Origin of the sequence: Janthinobacterium sp. SUN128, from assembly GCF_030587275.1 — a bacterium.
Taxonomy (GTDB): Bacteria; Pseudomonadota; Gammaproteobacteria; order Burkholderiales; family Burkholderiaceae_D; genus Janthinobacterium; species Janthinobacterium lividum.
Map to the genome: position 1 here is coordinate 434,936 of NZ_JAPWHY010000002.1, position 20,201 is coordinate 455,136.

Sequence of the window (20,201 nt, forward strand, 5' to 3'; positions counted from 1 at the left end):
TTCCTGGTCTACAACAGCCCTGAAAACGCCAGTGACTGCGAATGCAAATTTGTTCCACACACTGAATTTTTGACACCGTTGATGTGAGATCAACATCAAACATTCATATGAGAAATATTTGTCTATAATCAATTATAGGTGTAAATTTTGCCTCAAAGCAAGCAATAAGTACCTGAATAAATAGCTGATTAACTTTCTTCGGGGAAATGGCAACAATGCCGTTTCTTGCCCCTTAGAAATGCCCCACGACAGTGCGGGCGTGCGCCGAAACAGCGCATTTACAACACATGGCATAGCCGGTGACATCGTTTTGGGAAAGGTACTCAGAGGAAGGGGTGGTGCGGACAATACCACTGCGCCGGGGCAGCGGTATAGACAACTTGGATCAGCGGTCCCAGCTGCAATACATCATATAGGCGTGGCCGTCCGTGCCGAAGACAAAGATGCTCCAGATGGCACCCAATCGACCAGCCACGATGCCCTGGCCCGATGATACCAATTGATACCAGTACGGCTCGCTGCCCAGCAGTTCGGCCAGTTCGCCCTCGAAACCGTCATATAAACGGGCGTCGAGCGACTCGCGGTCGGCCTCGCTCATCGGGAGCAAGCGCTCGAGCAGCCACTGGCGCGGCGTGCACAAGGCACCGCTGCATATCATGCTTTCGATCGGCTGCAGGCGCATGCCGTCCGGCGGCAGCTTCAGCGTGCGGCACAGCGCGTCAAGCGATGCCTGCGGCGCGATGGGCCCCAGATACTCGCAAAGAAACAGACTGCCATCATCCTTCAGCGCGGTGACGGCTTGCAGGTAGCCATGCAACTGCTGTGCATGGGCGTGGCAGTCGCCGCGCATCAGGCAGGCAAGGACAAGCGCGCCGCCGCTTCCAGCAGCAAACGCGGGTCGCCCGAGGCAAGCTTTTTCGAATCCGACAAGGTCTGGCGGAAGCCGCGCGCGCCGGGCAGGTTCTGCATCAGGCCCAGCATGTGGCGCGTGACGCTGTTCAGCTTCAAGCGCCCCGCCTCTTTTTCCAGCTGCGCGCTGATATACGGAATCATCGCTTCGAGCACCTGCTCGCGCGTTTTGACAGGAGCGTCGTCGCCGTAGTAGCGCTGGTCGAACTGCGCCATCACATACGGGTTGTGGTACGCCTCGCGGCCCAGCATGACGCCGTCCAGGTGCTGCAGGTGCAGGTCGATCTCGTCCAGGGTCTTGATGCCGCCATTGATGATGAACTCGAACTGGGGAAAATCACGCTTCAAGCGGTAGGCATAGTCATACTTGAGTGGCGGCACTTCGCGGTTCTCCTTCGGGCTCAAGCCTTTCAGGATGGCGTTGCGCGCATGCACGATAAACGTCTTGCAGCCGGCGTCGGCCACGGTGCCGACGAAGTCGCGCACGAAGTCGTACGATTCGCTGTCATCGATGCCGATGCGGTGTTTCACCGTGACGTCGATATCGACCACGTCGCGCATGGCTTTCACACAGTCGGCCACCAGTTGCGGCTCTGCCATCAGGCAAGCGCCAAACGCGCCCTTTTGCACGCGCTCGGACGGGCAGCCGCAGTTCAGATTGACTTCGTCGTAGCCCCACTGCTGGCCCAGCTTGGCGCTGGTGGCCAAGTCCTTCGGATCGCTGCCGCCCAGCTGCAGCGCGACCGGATGCTCTTCCTCGTTGAAGCGCAAATGGCGCTCCACGTCGCCGTATACCAGCGCGCCCGTCGTCACCATCTCGGTGTACAGCCAGGTGTGGCGCGTGATTTCGCGGTGGAACTTGCGGCAATGGCGGTCGGTCCAGTCCATCATCGGGGCGACGGACAGGCGGCGGGAAGGCAAAGAAGAGGAAGTCATGGTGTCTACAAAAAACAGGAGCTGCAAATGACAAACCCGCTGCGCGCCTCACCAGTGATGGTGACGCGGCGCAGCGGGCCGGGAGCGGCATGGCCCGCAGGCCATGCTCTACAACAGATTACGAATCACGCGACGCTTTTTTACGCTCGTGCTCTTTCAGGAAGCGCTTGCGCAGACGGATCGATTTAGGCGTGATTTCCACCAGTTCGTCGTCCTCGATGAATTCGACTGCGTATTCCAGCGACATCTGAATTGGCGGTACCAGGCGCACCGCTTCGTCGGTACCCGACGAACGCACGTTGGTCAGCTGCTTGCCCTTGATCGGGTTGACGACCAGGTCGTTGTCGCGCGAGTGGATACCGATGACCATGCCTTCGTAGACTGGGTCATTGTGCGACACGAACATGCGGCCGCGGTCTTGCAGTTTCCAGATAGCGTAGGCAACAGCAGCGCCGTCATCTTGCGAGATCAGCACGCCGTTACGACGGCCAGCCATTTCGCCACGGGTGTTGTCGACTGGCGCGTATTCATGGAATACGTGGCTCATCAGGCCGGTGCCGCGGGTCAGGGTCATGAATTCGCCCTGGAAGCCGATCAGGCCACGCGCCGGGATCAGGTACTCGAGACGCACGCGGCCCTTGCCATCCGATTCCATGTTTTGCAGGTCGCCACGACGACGGCCCAGTTCTTCCATGACGCCGCCCTGGTTGACTTCTTCCACGTCAACCGACAGGTTTTCAAACGGCTCGTGACGCACGCCATCGACCATCTTGAAGACCACGCGTGGACGCGAAACGGCCAGCTCGAAGCCTTCGCGACGCATGTTTTCGATCAGAATCGTCAGGTGCAGCTCGCCGCGGCCCGATACTTCAAAGATCGTGTCGTCGTCGGTTGGTGCCACGCGCAGAGCAACGTTGGCTTTCAATTCTTTTTCCAGACGGTCACGCAGTTGACGCGAGGTAACAAACTTGCCTTCGCGGCCAGCCAGTGGCGAGTTGTTGACCATGAAGTTCATGGTCAGGGTCGGCTCGTCGACGGTCAGCATAGGCAGCGCTTCTGGAGTGTCCACTGCGCACAGGGTCGAACCGATGCCGATTTCGTCGATACCGTTGATCAGGCAGATGTCGCCGGCGACGGCTTCGTCCACCAGCACGCGCTCCAGGCCCTTGAAGTTCAGCACCTGGTTGATGCGGCCTTTGATTGGCGTGGCGCCTGGGCCATTGATGACCAGTACGTCCTGGCCGACCTTGACGGTACCGCGGTTGACGCGGCCAATGCCGATCTTGCCGACGTACGACGAGTAGTCCAGCGAGGTGATCTGCATTTGCAGCGGGCCTTCAGGATTGTCGTCGCGTACTGGAACGTGTTCCAGGATGGCGTCAAACATCGGCTTCATGTCGCCGCCGCGCACGTCTTCGGTCAGGCCGGCATAGCCGTTCAGGCCCGAAGCGTAAATGATAGGGAAGTCCAGTTGTTCGTCGGTAGCGCCCAGCTTGTCGAACAGTTCGAACGTCTGGTTGATGGCCCAGTCCGGACGTGCGCCTGGACGGTCGATCTTGTTGACGATCACGATAGGCTTCAGACCCAGTGCCAGCGCCTTGCGCGTGACGAAACGGGTTTGCGGCATCGGGCCTTCTTGTGCATCGATCAGCAGCAGAACCGAGTCCACCATCGACAGAACACGTTCCACTTCGCCGCCGAAGTCGGCGTGGCCTGGGGTGTCGACGATGTTGATGTGGGTGCCTTCGTACTCAACGGCGCAGTTCTTCGACAGAATCGTAATGCCGCGCTCCTTTTCCAGGTCGTTCGAGTCCATGACTCGGGTGTCGACCGCTTGGTTTTCACGGAAGGTGCCGGATTGGCGCAGCAGCTGATCCACCAGCGTGGTTTTGCCGTGGTCAACGTGGGCGATAATGGCGATATTACGAATTGCGCGTTTTGTATTTGACATGGTCGTAGTAGTTACTGAAAAACTGCGGAGTGCGTACAAGGTGTACGAGATACCCGAATGCTAATCTATTTCCGGAACCGCGTAGTATAGCATGTTGCGTTGCAACGCTATCTAAAAATGCTGGCGGCTCCCGCAGTCGGGGACGATTTGTTTAAAAAAGCGACACTGTTTAACGAGTGTCGCTGGGTAATATGACGTTGCTGTGACTTATTGATGTGCTGTCGCGATCAGACGCTCCGGGGCCAGGATGCTGTACTCCTGCAACTGGCCCGTGCCCAGCAACTTGCTGTCGTGATACACGCGCACACGGCCCGGTTCGGCCGGCACGGCGACGTCTTCCTTGCCCAGCGCGATGCGCTGGCCATGCAGGAAACGCTTGGCCAATTCTTCCGTCAGCTGGACGGCGGGAAAGCTCGACAGCAAGGCATCGACGGGAGCCAGCAGGCTCAACGGTTCGGCATGCGCCGTCAATTCGTCGAGCGTGACGACGCCCTCCAACGTCAGGCTGCCCACCTGCGTGCGGCGCAAGGCGTTCAGATGGCCGCCGCAACCGAGGGCATGGCCGATGTCTTCGCCCAGCACGCGGATATACGTGCCTTTGCTGCACATCACGGACAATTTCAGGAACGGGTCGTCATAGCCGAGGAACTCGAGCTTGTGGATGGTCACCGGGCGCGCTTCGCGCTCCAGGGTGATGCCTGCCCTTGCATACTCATATAGGGGCTTGCCGTCCCTTTTCAAGGCCGAGTACATGGGCGGCGTCTGCAGGATAGGCCCGCGGAACTGCGCCAGCACGGCTTCGATCTGCTCGTCGGTGACGTTGACGTCGCGCGTTTCCAGCACTTCGCCTTCCGTGTCGCCCGTATCCGTCGTCTGCCCCAGGTGCACCAGGGTTTCGTAGGTTTTATCGGCTTCCAGCAAGTCCTGCGAGAACTTGGTCGCTTCGCCAAAGCACAGCGGCAGCAAACCCGTGGCGAACGGATCCAGCGTGCCCGTATGGCCCGCTTTTTTCGCGTTCAAGACGCGCTTGGCCTTGATCAAGGCGTCGTTGCTGGACCAGCCGACAGGCTTATCCAGGAGCAAGACACCATCGACCAGGTCGCGCACCCGCTTGATACCGGGCGGTTTCTTCGGACCCGCCACGCTTATTGCTCGTCCGCTTTGTCTGCAGGCTTTTCGTCCGGCTCGGCGTCGGCCGCGCGCGTGGCGTTGGCCTTGTCGATCAGCAAGGACATTTCCATGCCGCGCGAAGTCGAGCTGTCATGCACGAAATGCAGCATCGGCAGGGTGTGGATGTGCAGGCGCTTGCCCAGCAAGCCACGGATGAAGCCAGACGCGGCCATCAAGCCTTCGGTGGTGTTCTTGATGGCTTCCTTGCTGTCTTTCAACATCGTGAAAAACACCTTGGCGTGCGCGTAATCGGGGGTGATCTGCACTTCGGTGATGGTGATCATCGTGCCGACGCGTGGGTCCTTCAATTCGTAGGCGACGATTTCAGCCAGATCGCGCTGGATCTGGTCGGCCACGCGCAAGCCGCGCGCTGGCATGGTTTTGCTATGTTTAGCCATGATTATTATGCTGTCCTAAGTGCCGCAGGGCGCATGGGTCAAACGGTTGCCCGTTGACCAATGCGCCCCACGTGTTTGCGCGGACAACGATATGTCCGCGCCATTACTTCTGTGATTACAGGGTACGAGCGATTTCCTGGACTTCGAACACTTCCAGCGTGTCGCCAACCTGAATGTCGTTGTAGTTCTTCAGCGACAGGCCGCACTCCAGACCGGCGCGAACTTCTTTCGCATCGTCCTTGAAGCGTTTCAGGGAGTCGATCTCGCCGCTCCACACCACGATGTTGTTGCGCAACAGGCGGACGGAAGAAGCACGCTTGACCACGCCATCGGTGACCAGACAACCGGCAATCGCGCCCACTTTCGAGACCAGGATAACCTGGCGGATCTCGACCTGGCCGATGACGGTTTCGCGTTTCTCTGGTGCCAACATGCCCGACAACGCCGATTTGATCTCGTCGATCGCATCGTAAATGATGTTGTAGTAGCGAATGTCCACGCCATTCGACTCGGCCAGCTTGCGTGCCTGGGCATCAGCACGGGCGTTGAAGCCGATGATGACCGCTTTCGAGGCGACTGCCAGGTTGACGTCCGATTCCGTGATGCCGCCGACGGCTGCGTGAACGACTTGTACGCGCACTTCGGAGGTCGACAGTTTCTGCAGCGAACCAACCAACGCTTCTTGCGAACCTTGCACGTCGGTTTTGATGATCAACGGCAAGTTTTTCACTTCGCCTTCGGCCATCTGGTCGAACATGTTTTCCAGTTTCGCAGCTTGCTGCTTGGCCAGTTTCACGTCGCGGAACTTACCTTGACGGAACAGACCGATTTCACGCGCCTTGCGCTCGTCAGCCATGACGACGACTTCTTCACCGGCAACCGGCACTTCCGTCAAACCCTGGATTTCGACCGGAATCGAAGGACCCGCTTCAGCGATGGACTTGCCGTTCTCGTCCAGCATGGCGCGAACACGGCCATACGAAGAGCCCGCCAGAATCACGTCGCCGCGCTTCAGGGTACCGGACTGCACCAGGATCGTCGCGACAGGACCACGGCCCTTGTCCAGACGTGCCTCGACTACCAGGCCGCGTGCAGGCGCATCGACCGGTGCCGTCAGTTCCAGCACTTCGGCTTGCAACAGCACTTGTTCCAGCAGGTCGTCGATACCTTGACCCGTTTTGGCCGAGACCGGCACGAATGGCGACTCGCCACCGTATTCTTCCGGCACGACTTGTTCTGCGACCAGTTCCTGCGTCACGCGGTCCACGTTGCCACCCGGTTTGTCGACCTTGTTGATCGCCACGACCAGCGGTACGCCGGCTGCTTTCGCATGGGCAATCGCTTCTTTCGTTTGCGGCATCACGCCATCGTCGGCGGCAACCACCAGAATCACGATGTCGGTTGCCTTGGCGCCACGGGCACGCATGGCGGTAAACGCTTCGTGGCCCGGGGTGTCGAGGAAGGTGATCATGCCGCGTGGCGTATCGACGTGGTAAGCGCCGATATGCTGCGTAATCCCGCCCGCTTCGCCGGAGGCAACCTTGGCGCGACGAATATAGTCCAGCAGCGAGGTCTTACCATGGTCGACGTGACCCATGACGGTGACCACCGGTGCGCGTGGCTTGGTTTCGAAGTGCGCGTGTTCGCCCACATCGGCCAGCAGCGCTTCCGGATCGTCCAGTTCGGCGGCGAACGCCTTGTGGCCCATTTCTTCCACCAGAATCATGGCGGTTTCCTGGTCCAGCACCTGGTTGATCGTGCACATCTGGCCCAATTTCATCAAATGCTTGATGACTTCGGATGCCTTGACGGACATTTTGTGCGCCAATTCGGCCACGGTGATCGTTTCCGGTACGTGCACGTCCTTGACGACGGCTTCCGTAGGAGCCTGGAAGTTCGATTCACGGTCGTCATGGTGCGTCGGGCGACGGCCCTTCGCGCCACCGCGCCAGCTGTCACGGCCGCCTGGGCCGCTATTGCCGCGTGGCTTAGGACCACCGGTGGTGCCGCGTTTTTTCGCGTCATCGGACCAGGTGGACGACACATTGGCCGACTTGATGGATTTCTTGTCTGCAACTGCAGGCTTCTTGTCGCCCGGCTTGTCGCCAGGTTTCTTGTCAGCAGGCTTGTGCAGGGTGCCTTCCGGCGCCTTCGGCTTGACCGGAACCGGTACGGGTTCAGGTGCCTTGATGGCGCGGCGTGGCGCGTTCATCATGGCCTTGATCTGGGCAACTTCGTCGGCAACGGCCTTGCGTGCACGCTCGGTGGCTTCCGCTTTGTCAGCGGCTTCCTTGGCGGCAACAGCAGCGGCAGCCGCTTTCTTCTTCGCTTCTTCAGCGGCAGCAGCTTTTTTCGCTTCGGCGGCAGCGTCGTCAACGACAGGCGCAGCAGCGCTGGCGGCAGGCGCGGCAGCAGCCTTGGCAGCGGCTTTCTTCGCTTCCGCTTCCGCTTCTTTCTTCGCAGCCAGTTCAGCCTGTTGCGTGGCTTTCGCCTGGGCTTCTTTTTCCGCGTCGAGCTTGGCCAGACGTTCTTGCTTTTCGCGCAGATCGGCTTCCTGGCGGGCGATCAGTTCAGCCTGTTTACGGGCTTCTTCTTCACGGCGCGCCACGTCGGCTGGATCGATCACCGGTGCGGCAGGCGCGACCGGTTCTGCTGCGACCGGCGCAGCTTCGTCACGCTGGACGAAAGTGCGTTTCTTGCGCACTTCCACCTGGATGGTGCGCGATTTGCCGGTTGCGTCAGCTTGCTTGATTTCAGTCGTTTCCTTGCGGGTCACGGTGATTTTTTTCTTTTCTGTGTCAGCCGCTGCGCCGTGTGTGCGGCGCAGATGATCCAAAAGCTTGTCCTTATCATCTTTCGACAATGGATCTGACGTCGAACTTTTCTCGACGCCGGCAGAACGCAGCTGCGTCAGCAGCAAATCTGCAGGCATCTTCAGTTCGGTGGCAAATTGGGCTACGTTGTTACTCGCCATTCAGTCCTCTTTTCTATGTGTCGCGGAGATGATAAAGATACTCAAATTAAGCCTTTGCGGATTCGGCCAGACTCCATGCCTTGGCTTGCAACGCCTTGGCACGATCGTCGTATTTCGAGTCAACCAACTTCATCTCATCGTCGGTCACATCTTTAAATTCACTTGTAATCAGTTCACGCGCACGGTCCGCAGACAAGGCCAGGATTGCGCCAAATTCGTCGTATGCCAGTGCTGCAAATGCTTCAACGGTCTTGATACCAGCCAGACCCAGCTTGCCGGCGGTAATGCGGTCCATGCCTTCCAGACCCACCAACGCCTCGTCCATGCCTTCCAGACCCTCTTCCGAAGCAATCGCTTCGGTAACCAGCGCATCACGCGCACGGGTACGGAGTTCATTGACGGTATCTTCGTCAAACGATTCGATTTCCAGCATTTCGGAAATTGGCACGTAAGCGATTTCTTCCAGACTGGCGAAACCTTCTTCCACCAGAATATCGGCCACTTCCTGGTCGACATCGAGCTTTTCCATGAACAGGATGCGCACGGCAGCCGTTTCCTGGGCAGCTTTGTCAGCCGATTCTTCGGCCGTCATGATGTTGATCTTCCAGCCGGTCAGGTCCGAGGCCAGGCGCACGTTCTGGCCGGAGCGGCCGATCGCGATTGCCAGGTTTTCTTCGTCCACGACGACGTCCATCGCGTGTTTTTCTTCATCGACCATGATCGACGACACGTTCGCCGGCGCCAGGGCGCCGATGACGAACTGCGCCGGATCTTCCGACCACAGCACGATGTCGACGCGTTCGCCACCGAGTTCGCCAGTCACGGCCTGCACGCGCGAACCGCGCATGCCGACGCAAGTACCGATCGGATCGATGCGCTTGTCGGCCGTGTAGACGGCGATCTTGGCGCGCACGCCGGCATCGCGGGCTGCGGATTTGATCTCCAGCATGCCTTGCTCGATTTCCGGCACTTCCAGTTCGAACAGCTTCATGATGAATTCCGGCGCGGTGCGCGACAGAATCACTTGCGGGCCGCGCATGTTGCGGTCGATGCGCAAGATGAAGGCACGCACACGGTCGCCGATACGCAGATTCTCTTTCGGGATCATCTGGTCGCGTGGCAGACGCGCTTCGATCTTGCCCGATTCGACGATGGCGTCACCGCGTTCCATGCGCTTGATGGTGCCGGTGACGAGCGAATCGCCGCGTTCCAGGAAATCGACCAGGATCTGTTCGCGTTCGGCGTCACGTACGCGCTGCAGGACGACCTGTTTGGTATCCTGGGCGAAACGGCGGCCGAATTCAACGGATTCGATCGGTTCTTCGATATGGTCATCGACTTCGATATCGGAAATCTGTTCTTTTGCCTCGAAATGCAGGATCTCCTGATCCGGCAATTGCAGGCCCGCTTCATCGGGCACGACGTGCCAGCGGCGGAACGATTCGAATTCGCCCGTTTCGCGGTCGATCGAAACGCGGATGTCTACCTCACCCTCATACCGTTTCTTCGTGGCTTGCGCCAACGCGAATTCGAGGGCGCCGAAGACGACATCTTTATCGACGTTTTTTTCGCGCGCCAGCGCGTCAACCAATAATAAAACTTCGCGGCTCATGCTTTGCGTCCCTTAAAAACCACCTGCGGCACCAAGCGTGCCTTATCCACATCCGCGAGCGTAAACTCCAACATCGCCGGACCATCCTTACCTTCAAATTCCAACGACAATTTATCGCCCACGGGTTCTTGCAAGATCCCCTGGAACGATTTCCGGTTGTTCGTACCCGGCATCGCCACCATCAGCTTGACGATGATTTCCTGGCCTGCGAAACGGACAAAGTCTTCCAGCTTGCGCACCGGACGATCCAGACCCGGGGAAGAAATTTCGAGACGCTCGTAAGGAACGTTCTCTACCGTCAACACATGCGATAACTGGTGACTCACCGTGGCACAGTCTTCGACCGTGATCGGACCTTTTTCAGCGGCATCGGCGGCGCTGAAATCAATAAAGACGCGCAGCAGTCCGCGCTCGGCACGTTCGACATCAACGAGCTCATAGCCCAGACCAATAACTGTCTTTTCAATTAATCCCAACTGCTGCAAGAAATTCTCCAGAAATAAGGCCCGTTTTCAGCATGAGAGCGCCGCATTGAGCGCCGACAACATGCAAAAACACGCATTCAAGTCATATATGGCCCCTTGCGGAGCCATTACAAACGGTTCAACAAAAAAAAAATGGGCATCTGCCCATCTTCTTGTATTTTCCCAACCAGATGAAAGCACTCCCCACCAAACAACCCTGCGGAGAACTTTTATTAGGCTGCAGATTATAACCTCTTATTAACTTCGCCGCAATGCCGCACGCAAGGAGCGGCCCGGCTTACAACAGTTACAAGAGCGCGCACCCGCGGCAGATCAGCGGGCGCGCAAGAAGAAACTCTTCCCGATTAACCTTTGCTGCGGCGGCGCGGCATGCCATCCATGCCGCCACGGTCCATGCCGCCACGCGGCTGACCACCGGAACGTGCTTGCCCACCGGCACCACCGCCCGTATTGCGGCGCGGACCCGTGTTGGCGAAGCCGAATGCCGTCTGCAGCGGATCGGGCTGGCGCGGACCGCGCTGCGGCGCGCGGCCTTCGCCACCACCGGCCGGACGACCCTGGCCTGCCGCACGCGGCGGACGACCCTGGCCTTGCGGCGAACCTTCGAACGATGCCGACGAGCGGGGTTGGCCGCCCTGGAACGGACCTTGCGGCTGGCCGCGGCCAGGACCACGCGCTTCGCCTGGACGGCCTGCGCCGCCCGGACGACCCTGGCCTTGCGGACGGGCAAACTGGCCTTGCGGCTGGCCACGGCGCGGCGCGACCGGGAAAGGGTCGGCGTTGCGGTTGCTCACATCGATGCGGTTGCCATTCGGCTCGTCATCACGGCTGGCCTTACGCGCTTCGCGGCCCTTGGCGGCGCCAGCGGCACGAGGGTCGCCCGATGCCGGCATTTTCTTTTCGATGCCGTAGGCGGTCAGCAGGTCGCGCACGGTGTTTTCATCCATCTCTTCCCAACGGCCGCGTTTCAGGCCGCTCGGCAGGGTCATGGCGCCGTAGCGGGTACGGATCAGGCGCGAAACGGTCAGACCGATCGCTTCGAACATGCGGCGCACTTCGCGGTTACGGCCTTCGCCGATCACCACGCGGTACCACTTGTTGATGCCTTCGCCGCCGCCATCGGCGATCTTCGAGAACTGCGCCAGGCCGTCTTCCAGCTCGACGCCGGCCAGCAGTTTCTGGCGCATGCCCTCTTCCAGCTCGCCCAGGGTACGCACGGCGTACTCGCGGTCGATGCCGTAGCGCGGGTGCATCAGGCGGTTGGCCAGATCACCGGACGTGGTAAACAGCAGCAAGCCTTCCGTGTTGAAGTCGAGGCGGCCAACGGCCAGCCACTTGCCCGCTTTCATGGTCGGCAGGCGGTCGAACACGGATGGACGGCCGTCCGGGTCGTTGTGGCTGACGATTTCGCCGGCCGGCTTGTGGTAGACCAATACGCGTGGCGGCTTCTTGCTGACGCGGCGCTGGATCAACTTGCCGTTGATGCGCACGTGGTCGCTCGGCAGGATGCGCTGGCCGATGTGGGCCGGCTCGCCATTCACGGACACGCGGCCCGAAATGATCAGGTCTTCCATGTCGCGGCGCGAACCGAGACCGGCTTCGGCCAGCACCTTGTGCAGCTTCGGCGCGTCGTCGTCGGACGTCAGGTCGCGGCGCACGGCCGCTTTCTGCACGCGGCCCGTGCCGCCCTCTTCGCTGTCGAAAGCGTCGGAAGTGACAAACGAGAACACGGCGTCAGCGTCGCTGAGCTTGCCTGGCGCAGCCTGGCGGCCCTTGCCCTTCTTGCGGCTCTTGCCGGCATTCTTGCCGGCGCCCGGCACGTCGTTGCGCGGACCGCGCGGCAGGCGCGGGCCGGACACGAGATTGCCTTCGGCATCGAACACGTCGGCGACAGGCGCGGCAGCTTGCTCCGCGGCAGGCGCTGCGGCAACGGCATCGGCTGCCTGCGGCGCTTCCGCGCGCGGCGGCTGGCGCAGCGCGCGTTCCGCCTGCACGCCACGCATCTGGCGCGGACCGCGGGTCGGGCGTGCTTCGGCCGGCTTGTCGGCGACGGCTTCCGGCGCCGTTTCAGCGACGGCGGCAGCGGCCTTGGCGGCGGCACGGGCGCGCGGCGGACGCGGCGCAGGTGCGGCGACGGCTTCGGCAGCCGCTTCGGCGGCGTCGGCGACGGCCTTCAGGGCCGGCTTGGCGCGGGTTTTCTTGACGGCAGGTGCAGCTTCTTCTACCGCAACAGCGACAACGGGCGCGTCGGCAGCCACGTCGGCTTTCGTGCGGCGCTTCGGCTTGGCAGCGGCGGTATCGCCGGCAACTGCAGCAGCAGCCGTATCGGCTTCGATCTGGGCCTTGGTGCGGCGCTTGGGCTTGGCAACGATGGCTTCGTCGCTGGCGGTTACTGTCTCGGGTGTGTTCGGATTATTCATTCTTCGTTTCTTGGCTGTGCTGACCTGGCGCAGCGTCAACCGTTAGTTCTGGCGCAGGGTCGTGAGTGTAGGCTTCGTCCGTGGGCGAAGCATCGGGGCCGGCATCAAGGCTTGCTGTCACATCTACATCTGTCACAGCCGTATTGCTACCTGCACCAAGCTGGGGGACAAGCTCATTGCTTGCCTTGTCAAAATTTTCTTGCAGGGCCGCTTCCAGGGCTTCGAGCCCATTGCCCTGCATTTCACTGATTTGCTGCAAAGGCGGCAGCTGGGACAGCGAATGCAAACCCAGGTCATCCAAAAACTGCTTGGTGGTGGCCAGCAAGGCCGGCCGTCCCACCACGTCGCGGTAGCCGATGGCATCGACCCAGCCACGGTCTTCCAGCATCTTGATCGTCTGCGAATTGACGGCAACGCCGCGAATCTCCTCGATATCGCCGCGCGTCACCGGCTGGCGGTAGGCGATGATGGCCAGGGTTTCCAGGGTCGCCCGCGAATACTTGGGCGGCCGCTCGGGCGTCATGCGATCGAGATACATCTTCATTTCCGGACGGCTTTGGAAGCGCCAGCCCGACGCCAGACTGACGATCTCGATGCCGCGCCCTTCCCACTCCTGCCGCAACTCTTCCAGCAATTGCTTGATCGTGTCGGCACCAACGCCGACACCACGCACGCGACCATTCTCGTCCGCATCGACGAACAGCTTCTTCAAGCTGTGGATCGTCAGCGATTCACGAGCGCACAGCAACGCGGTTTCGAGGACTTTTTTAGCCTCAATTGTATTCATAGCAATTCTGTGCGGATGTGTGTTGCAATTCGTATGCAGAGAAAGAAATCAAAAACGTTCATTTCAACGTAACAGATGGCAGACATCATGATGACGCCGTGCTGGGTTACTAGTTGAGGCTGTTTTTCCGACGCCTTGGCCGATGCGCGCAAAGCGGGACTAAAGCGGATGCAGTGAAAGTCCTGCCATCCATGGTGCTGGCCTTAAATAACCAGCAATGAAACGAACTCCGGAGCAGCTGCTTTTCCCGTGGCGGCGAACCAGCCAGACGGGAGAGCGACAGTCGTCGTTTCATCCAACGATGCCAATTGTACCTGATAAAAAGCGGAAAAGCGCAAAACCGGGTAAAACACGCGTTTTACCCGGCCCTGGCGCGACACATCGCCCGCACCCTGCATATCACAGGGAGGCGAGTTTCTCCGAGAGAATGGCCGATGCACCCAGGAAAGCTGGGTATTGCGCCGTGATGACGAAGGTCGGCACTTGCGAGACATAATTGGCGAAACGGCCCTTGCGCTCGAAGCGGGCGCGGAAGCCGGAGCGGTCGAAACGCGCGCCCAGGCGCGGCACGATGCCGCCGCCGATATAGATGCCGCCCAGCGCGCCCAGGGTGACGGCGACGTTGCCCGCCACCGTGCCCAGCATGCAACAGAACGCTTCGATGACGTCGTCGCACAGCTGGGATTCGCCAGCCAGCGCGCGGCGCGTGATTTCCGCCGCCGGCAAGTCTTCCGCCGGCACGCCGGCGCGGTCGGCCAGGGCGCGGTAGATCAGTTCTAGGCCATCGCCGGAAATCAGGCGCTCGGCCGAGACGTGCTCGTATTCGCGCCAGGCAAATTGCAGGATGCTCACTTCCACTTCATTGAACGGCGCGAAGCTGACGTGGCCGCCCTCGCTTTGCAGGGCGATCCAGCCGCCGTGCGACGGGATCAGGCCCGACACGCCCAGGCCCGTGCCAGCGCCGATCAGGCCGATGGCCGTGTTCGGACGGGCCGTGCCGGCGCCCACCTGGTGCTTTTGCTCGTTCGACAGCTGCGGCAAGGCGCGCGCCAGGGCCGTGAAATCGTTGACCACGTCCAGGGTCGTGAAACCGCACTCGTCGCGCATGGCGCGGATCGAGAACGACCAGTGGTGGTTCGTCATGCTGAGGAAATCGCCGTCGACCGGATTGGCGATGGCGATCACGGCATGGCGCACGGCTTGCCCGCCGGCGGCAGCGATGTGCGGCAGGGCCAGGTAGGCTTGCAGGGCGGCGGACAGGCTCGGGTAATCGGCACAGGGCAACACTTCCACCAGGGTGATGTGGCCGGCGGCCACTTCCAGGGCGAAACGGGCATTGGTGCCGCCCACGTCGGCCAGCAGGCGCGGTCCATCGGCGAAGGCGGAAGTCGGCAGTACGGGAGAAGACGAAGCGCTCATGATTTTAAATGATGAAGTGGGACGCATGGGACGCCAAGCTTAAAGGATGAATGCGCCCGGAGGCAAGCAAAGTTTGTAGTTTAAGTACATCAAAACAAGCCTTTATTGGTAGTTCCACTCCAAATGCAACAGGCAGCACCAAAATTGCTTAGAAACAATGATTTATAGTAAGTACTTGCACTCGCCAGGCACGCGAAAATCATGCTGCACAGCAGCAGGAATCACCTTGAAAGCAGAGTATGCCGGAGTTTGCGCAAAGGCGCTTTGTACGCGGCGGCGGCGGTGCGGCGCTCCCGTCCTGGCGGCGCCGCAAAGGTGTTTTCGTATTATTACTACCGTTTTTTATTGCGGGTCTTGCTGCCAGCCTGGCGTGCCGGCGGCAGCCCGGATCAGGACGGCAAGCCTTCGCCCAGCAGGCTGGCGGGCGCCGGCTGGTCCGAGCGGTAGGCGGCATTCCACGCATCGAGGCCGCCATGCAGGGGCTTGGCGCGGTGAAAGCCGTGCTGGTGCAGCAGCTTGGCCACTTGCGCGGCCGTCACGTCGTTGGGACAGCTGCAATACACGATGATGTGGCGATCCTTGTCCATGGCGATCATGGCTGGCACGGGTTCCTTGCCATTGAAGAACAAGGCGCCCGGCACGGCCGGTTCCAGCGCCTGCGCCGTGGCGCTACGCGCGTCGACCATCAGCGGCTCCGCGCCCTGCTCTATGAGTTCGAGCAATTCATCGATGCCGATGCGTTCGATCTGCAAGGCCTGGCGGAAACGCCGGCGTTCGAGGAATTTGTACAGCAGGAACAAGCCCAGCAAGGTGGCCAGCATCAGCAAGGCCGTGCTGCCCATGGTGCTGAGCAAGTCGAGCACCTGCTGCACGCTGGCATGGAAAATCACGCCGACGACGATGCCCGTGCCACTCCACAGCAGGGCGCCCAGGCCCGCGTACAGGAAGAACAGGCCCGGCGGCGTGCCCAGCGCGCCCGACATCGGTGCGGCCACGGTATTGAAACCCGGCACGAATTTGGAGACGATCAGGGCTTTCGGGCCCCAGCGCTTGAATTTGTCTTCTGTCTGGCTGACGCAGTAATCGGGCGACAGCGAGATGCGGCACAGCAGCCGCAGGATGCGCTTGCCGAAATGGCGGCCCGCGCGGAACCACGTGAAGTCGCTGATCAGGCAAGCGCTGAGCGCGGCGGCCAGCACCAGGGCCCCATTCATGTCGCCATCGACGGCCAGCGCGCCCGCCACCACAAGGATGGGAAAGGCGGGAATCGGCAGGCCGAGCTGCTCCACCAGCACGATGCCAAAGACAATCAGGACACCGTAATGTTCGAGCAGGTAAATGAGGTTGGGCATGGCCGCTATCTTACCGTAAAAAGCCCCTTACAACTGCACGCCCTTCGGTATGGCGCTGAGCAAAGTGCGCGTGTACGGATGCACGGGATTGCGGTACAGCTCATCCGAATCGGCCAGTTCCACCACTTGCCCCTTGTGCATCACCATCACCTGGTCGGCGATATATTTCACCACGGACAAATCATGCGAAATGAAGATGTAGGACAGGCCGAATTCATCCTGCAAGTCCTGCAGCAGATTGAGCACCTGCGCCTGCACCGACACGTCCAGCGCCGACACGGATTCGTCGCAGACGAGGATTTCCGGCTGCATGGTCAGGCAGCGGGCAATGGCGATGCGCTGGCGTTGTCCACCGGAAAACTCGTGCGGATAGCGGTGGAAGGCCTGTTCCGGCAAGCCAACCTTGTCGAGCAGCCAGTAGGCCTTGGCGATGCGTTCCTGGTCGTTCGCGCCGATCTTGTGGATGCGCATGGGTTCCAGGAGGATCTGTCCCACCGTAAAGCGCGGGTTCAGCGACGCGTACGGATTCTGGAAGATGATCTGGATGCGGCGCTTGTACGGCAAATATTCCCTGTTCGGCATGGCAATCAGATCCTTGCCGTGGAACATGGCCGTGCCGCCCGTTGCCTGGTGCAGGCGCAGCAGGGTCAAGCCCACCGTCGTCTTGCCGGAGCCGGACTCGCCCACCACGCCCAGCGTCTTGCCGCGCGGCAAAGTGAACGACACATCCTTGACGGCCTGGAATTCGCGCTTGCCGAACAGTCCCTCGCGCGTGTAAAAACTTTTACTCAAGTTATTCACCACCAGCACGGGTTCGTCACCGGGCGTGTAGCCGCGCGTGCGCTGTTTCACCTCGATGCCGGGGCCCGCCTTGCCGTCCATATAATCGGCGATGACGGGCAGGCGCCATGGGCGCTCGTCCAGCGATGGGCGGCAATGCAGCAGCGCCTTGGTATAACTGTCTTGCGGCGCTTCAAACACTTGCCGCACCTCCCCCGTCTCGCGCACTTCGCCGTGGCGCATGACGATCACCTGGTCGGCGATTTCCCCCACCAGGCCAAGGTCGTGGGTAATGAACAGCACGGACATCTGATGCTTCTTTTGCAGCGCCGCGATCAAGTCCATGATCTGCTTCTGGATCGTCACGTCGAGCGCCGTTGTCGGCTCGTCCGCGATCAAGAGCTTCGGTTCGCAGGCGATCGCCATGGCGATCATCACGCGCTGCTGCTGGCCGCCCGACATCTGGCTCGGGTAGGCGTCGATCTTGGTGGCCGGATCGGGTATGCCCACTTCCTCGAGCAGCGCCAGCGTGCGCGCACGCGCCTGCTTGCGGTTCATGCCCATATGCTGGCGCAACACTTCGGCGATCTGGAACCCGACCGTAAACACGGGGTTCAGCGACGACATCGGCTCCTGGAAGATCATCGAGATATCCTTGCCGCACATGGTGCGCCGCTCGGCGATCGACAATTTGAGCAAATCGCGCCCGCCAAAATGGATGCTCGAGGCGGTATCGATGATGGTGTTATCCGGGGGCAACAAGCCCATCACGGCCAGCGAACTGACGGACTTGCCGCTGCCCGATTCTCCCACCAGCGCGACGGTGCTGTTGCGCGGCACGTTGAACGAGATGCCCTTGACGGCTTCGAACGTGGTCTTCTTGTCCAGGCGGAAGGTGACGCGCAGGTCGCGCACTTCCAACAGGTTATTCTGGTCCATGAGCAACTCCTATTTCACTTTGGGGTCGAGCGCATCGCGCAAGGCATCGGTAAACAGCGAGAACGCCGTCACCAGCACGGCCATCGCCGTGGCGGCCGCTGTCAGCTGCCACCATTTGCCCAGGATCAGTTCATTTTGTGCCTCGTTGAGCATGCTGCCCCACGAGACGGTACCCACCGGCACGCCAAAGCCGAGGAAGCTTAAGATCACTTCCGCCTTGATGAAGCCCACGACCAGAATCGACATTTGCACCAAGGCAACGTGACTGACGTTCGGGAAGATGTGGGAAAACATCTTGCGCCAGTGCGAAGCGCCAATCGCGTCGGCCGCCATCACGTATTCGCGCGCCTTGTGCTTGATGTATTCGGCGCGGATCAAGCGATACGGCCCCGTCCAGCCCGTCAACCCCAGGATCAGCACGATGGTCAGCACGCCCTTCTGCTGCAGCACGGCCGCCACCGTCAAGATCATCAGGATGGACGGAATCGACGTGAAAATGCTGTAGAACCAGTTGAAGAAGTCATCGACGACGCCGCCAAAGTAGCCGGACACGGCGCCAAAAATCGTGCCCAGCACGACGGCCAGCAAGGCGGCCACCAGGCCCACGACGATCGACGTTTCGCCGCCCTTGATAGTTTTCTGCAGGATATCGTGGCCCCACTTGTCGGCGCCGAACGGCAGGGTGGCCGCCTTGTGCGTGACGAGTTTCTTGGCCTTGCCCATGCCGGCGCGCAAGGCCGTCAAGTCGTCGGCCAGCGGGTCCGTGACGCCGTACATCTCGACGCCAGCCGATGGGTTACTGCCCATCTGGGCGCGCAGTTCGGCGATATCGTCGGCCAGCGGATCGAGCACGTTGACGGGGGTGGGTGCGCTGCGCTCGTCCGTTACGGGCATCGCGCCATCAACGGCGACATCCCTGTCGGCCCCCACAAACGTGGGCGGCGCATAGCTGACGGCCACTTCGTCTTCCCAGTTCGAGGCGACCAGGCCGCTGGCGGACGCCAGCACCAGCAGGAAAAAGGCGCCGACCACGGCCAGCGATACCATTGCAATCTTGTCGCCGCGCAAACGGCGCCACGCCAGGGCCCACAGGCCGGGCGATGTATGAGGTTTCGACATCGTCTCTTTCTACTTCAGTTGTACGCGAGGATCGACCGCCTGGTACAGCAGGTCGGTGAGCAGGTTGAAGAGCATGGTGGCGGCGGCGACATACACGGTGATCGCCTTGATCACCGGAAAGTCGCTGCGCTCGACGGCCAGGATCACTTCACGCCCGATGCCGGGGATGCCGAAAAAGCGTTCCAACAGGAACGCGCCGATCAGCAGGGCCGGCAAGTTCGACATCACATAGGTAATGATGGGAATGCCGGCGTTGCGCAGCACGTGCACCCACATGATGCGGCCTTCCTTGAGGCCCTTGGCCCGCGCCGTGCGCACGTAATCCTGGTTGGCCTCGTCCAGCACGAAGGTGCGGAACAGGCGCAGGGTCGGCGCAATCGACACGGCCAGGCCGATCAGGATAGGCAGGGTGGAATAGCGCAGCAGGTTTTCCCAGAAACTGTCGCCCCAGCCCTGCACGGGAAACAGGCCCAGTTTATAGGCGAAGCCGTACTGGAAGACGATGATGTAGACGAGGATGGAAATCGACATGCCCACCGTGCAGGCGATCATGACGGCGCGGTCCGTCAGCGAGCCGCGCACGAAAGCGATGGCCAGCGCCAGCGCCACGCCAAAAAACGTTTCCAGCACGGTCAGCGGGATCAAGACCATCATCGACGGCCCCAGGCGCGACGTGATGATGTGCGACACGGATTCCCCCGTGGCCCAGCTCTGGCCGAAGTCAAACGTGACGATCTGCTTGATGAAGATCCACAGCTGCACATAATAGGGCTGGTCGACACCGAGCTGGCGGCGGATGTTGGCGATGCTTTCCGCACTAGACATCTTGCCGGCCAGGATGTAGGCGGGATCGCCGCCCACCCAGTTGAACAGGATAAAGACCAGCAGGACGACGCCCAGCATGGTGGGCAGCATCTGCCACAAGCGGCGCAGGATATAAGCAAACATAA

The 20,201-nt window shown here is 60.7% G+C and carries 15 protein-coding genes; all 15 read right to left on the reverse strand.

The annotated features are described in order from the left end of the window. Nucleotides 1-385: 385 nt before the first annotated feature. Nucleotides 386-850 carry a hypothetical protein gene (locus O3297_RS21970; protein ID WP_305050109.1) on the reverse strand — a complete coding sequence of 155 codons (465 nt, stop codon included), beginning with the start codon at nucleotides 848-850 and terminating at the stop codon, nucleotides 386-388. Continuing rightward, nucleotides 850-1,845, reverse strand: a complete 996-nt coding sequence (dusA, locus tag O3297_RS21975; protein WP_034782593.1) for a tRNA dihydrouridine(20/20a) synthase DusA — start codon at nucleotides 1,843-1,845, stop codon at nucleotides 850-852. The genes O3297_RS21970 and dusA overlap by 1 nt, the downstream gene beginning before the upstream one ends. A 118-nt stretch (nucleotides 1,846-1,963) precedes the next feature. Further along, nucleotides 1,964-3,796 (reverse strand): translational GTPase TypA, encoded by a 1,833-nt coding sequence (gene typA, locus O3297_RS21980; protein ID WP_034782534.1) that lies wholly within the window; start codon nucleotides 3,794-3,796, stop codon nucleotides 1,964-1,966. A 207-nt stretch (nucleotides 3,797-4,003) separates the two neighbouring features. Then, complete coding sequence (gene truB / locus O3297_RS21985) at nucleotides 4,004-4,939, reverse strand: tRNA pseudouridine(55) synthase TruB (RefSeq protein WP_305050112.1); 936 nt, start codon at nucleotides 4,937-4,939, stop codon at nucleotides 4,004-4,006. 2 nt (nucleotides 4,940-4,941) lie between these two features. Further along, complete coding sequence (rbfA, locus tag O3297_RS21990) at nucleotides 4,942-5,364, reverse strand: 30S ribosome-binding factor RbfA (RefSeq protein ID WP_034782531.1); 423 nt, start codon at nucleotides 5,362-5,364, stop codon at nucleotides 4,942-4,944. A gap of 115 nt (nucleotides 5,365-5,479) precedes the next feature. Beyond that, on the reverse strand, nucleotides 5,480-8,338 hold the full coding sequence (gene infB, locus O3297_RS21995; RefSeq protein ID WP_034760145.1) for a translation initiation factor IF-2: 2,859 nt from the start codon (nucleotides 8,336-8,338) through the stop codon (nucleotides 5,480-5,482). Between the two features lie 46 nt (nucleotides 8,339-8,384). After that, nucleotides 8,385-9,950, reverse strand: a complete 1,566-nt coding sequence (nusA, locus tag O3297_RS22000; RefSeq protein ID WP_034782529.1) for a transcription termination factor NusA — start codon at nucleotides 9,948-9,950, stop codon at nucleotides 8,385-8,387. After that, on the reverse strand, nucleotides 9,947-10,435 hold the full coding sequence (gene rimP, locus O3297_RS22005) for a ribosome maturation factor RimP (RefSeq protein ID WP_034782527.1): 489 nt from the start codon (nucleotides 10,433-10,435) through the stop codon (nucleotides 9,947-9,949). The genes nusA and rimP overlap by 4 nt, the downstream gene beginning before the upstream one ends. Nucleotides 10,436-10,779: 344 nt before the next feature. Next, nucleotides 10,780-12,855, reverse strand: coding sequence for a 23S rRNA pseudouridine(2605) synthase RluB (gene rluB / locus O3297_RS22010; protein ID WP_305050118.1), 2,076 nt, complete (start codon nucleotides 12,853-12,855; stop codon nucleotides 10,780-10,782). Continuing rightward, a complete protein-coding gene (gene scpB / locus O3297_RS22015; protein ID WP_034782524.1) occupies nucleotides 12,848-13,642 on the reverse strand; it encodes an SMC-Scp complex subunit ScpB in 795 nt (264 codons plus the stop codon). The genes rluB and scpB overlap by 8 nt, the downstream gene beginning before the upstream one ends. Before the next feature lie 399 nt (nucleotides 13,643-14,041). Then, nucleotides 14,042-15,061, reverse strand: coding sequence for a glucokinase (locus tag O3297_RS22020; RefSeq protein ID WP_034782520.1), 1,020 nt, complete (start codon nucleotides 15,059-15,061; stop codon nucleotides 14,042-14,044). A 389-nt stretch (nucleotides 15,062-15,450) separates the two neighbouring features. Further along, entirely contained in the window at nucleotides 15,451-16,413 is a 963-nt protein-coding gene (locus O3297_RS22025; RefSeq protein WP_305050120.1) for a VTT domain-containing protein, read from the reverse strand. Nucleotides 16,414-16,440: 27 nt separating this feature from the next. Beyond that, nucleotides 16,441-18,132: an ABC transporter ATP-binding protein gene (locus O3297_RS22030; protein WP_070260499.1), complete on the reverse strand. Its 1,692-nt coding sequence runs from the start codon at nucleotides 18,130-18,132 to the stop codon at nucleotides 16,441-16,443. 9 nt (nucleotides 18,133-18,141) lie between these two features. Continuing rightward, nucleotides 18,142-19,251 carry an ABC transporter permease gene (locus O3297_RS22035; protein WP_070280986.1) on the reverse strand — a complete coding sequence of 370 codons (1,110 nt, stop codon included), beginning with the start codon at nucleotides 19,249-19,251 and terminating at the stop codon, nucleotides 18,142-18,144. 9 nt (nucleotides 19,252-19,260) lie between these two features. Further along, nucleotides 19,261-20,199 (reverse strand): ABC transporter permease, encoded by a 939-nt coding sequence (locus O3297_RS22040; RefSeq protein WP_034782513.1) that lies wholly within the window; start codon nucleotides 20,197-20,199, stop codon nucleotides 19,261-19,263. Between the last annotated feature and the right edge of the window lie 2 nt (nucleotides 20,200-20,201).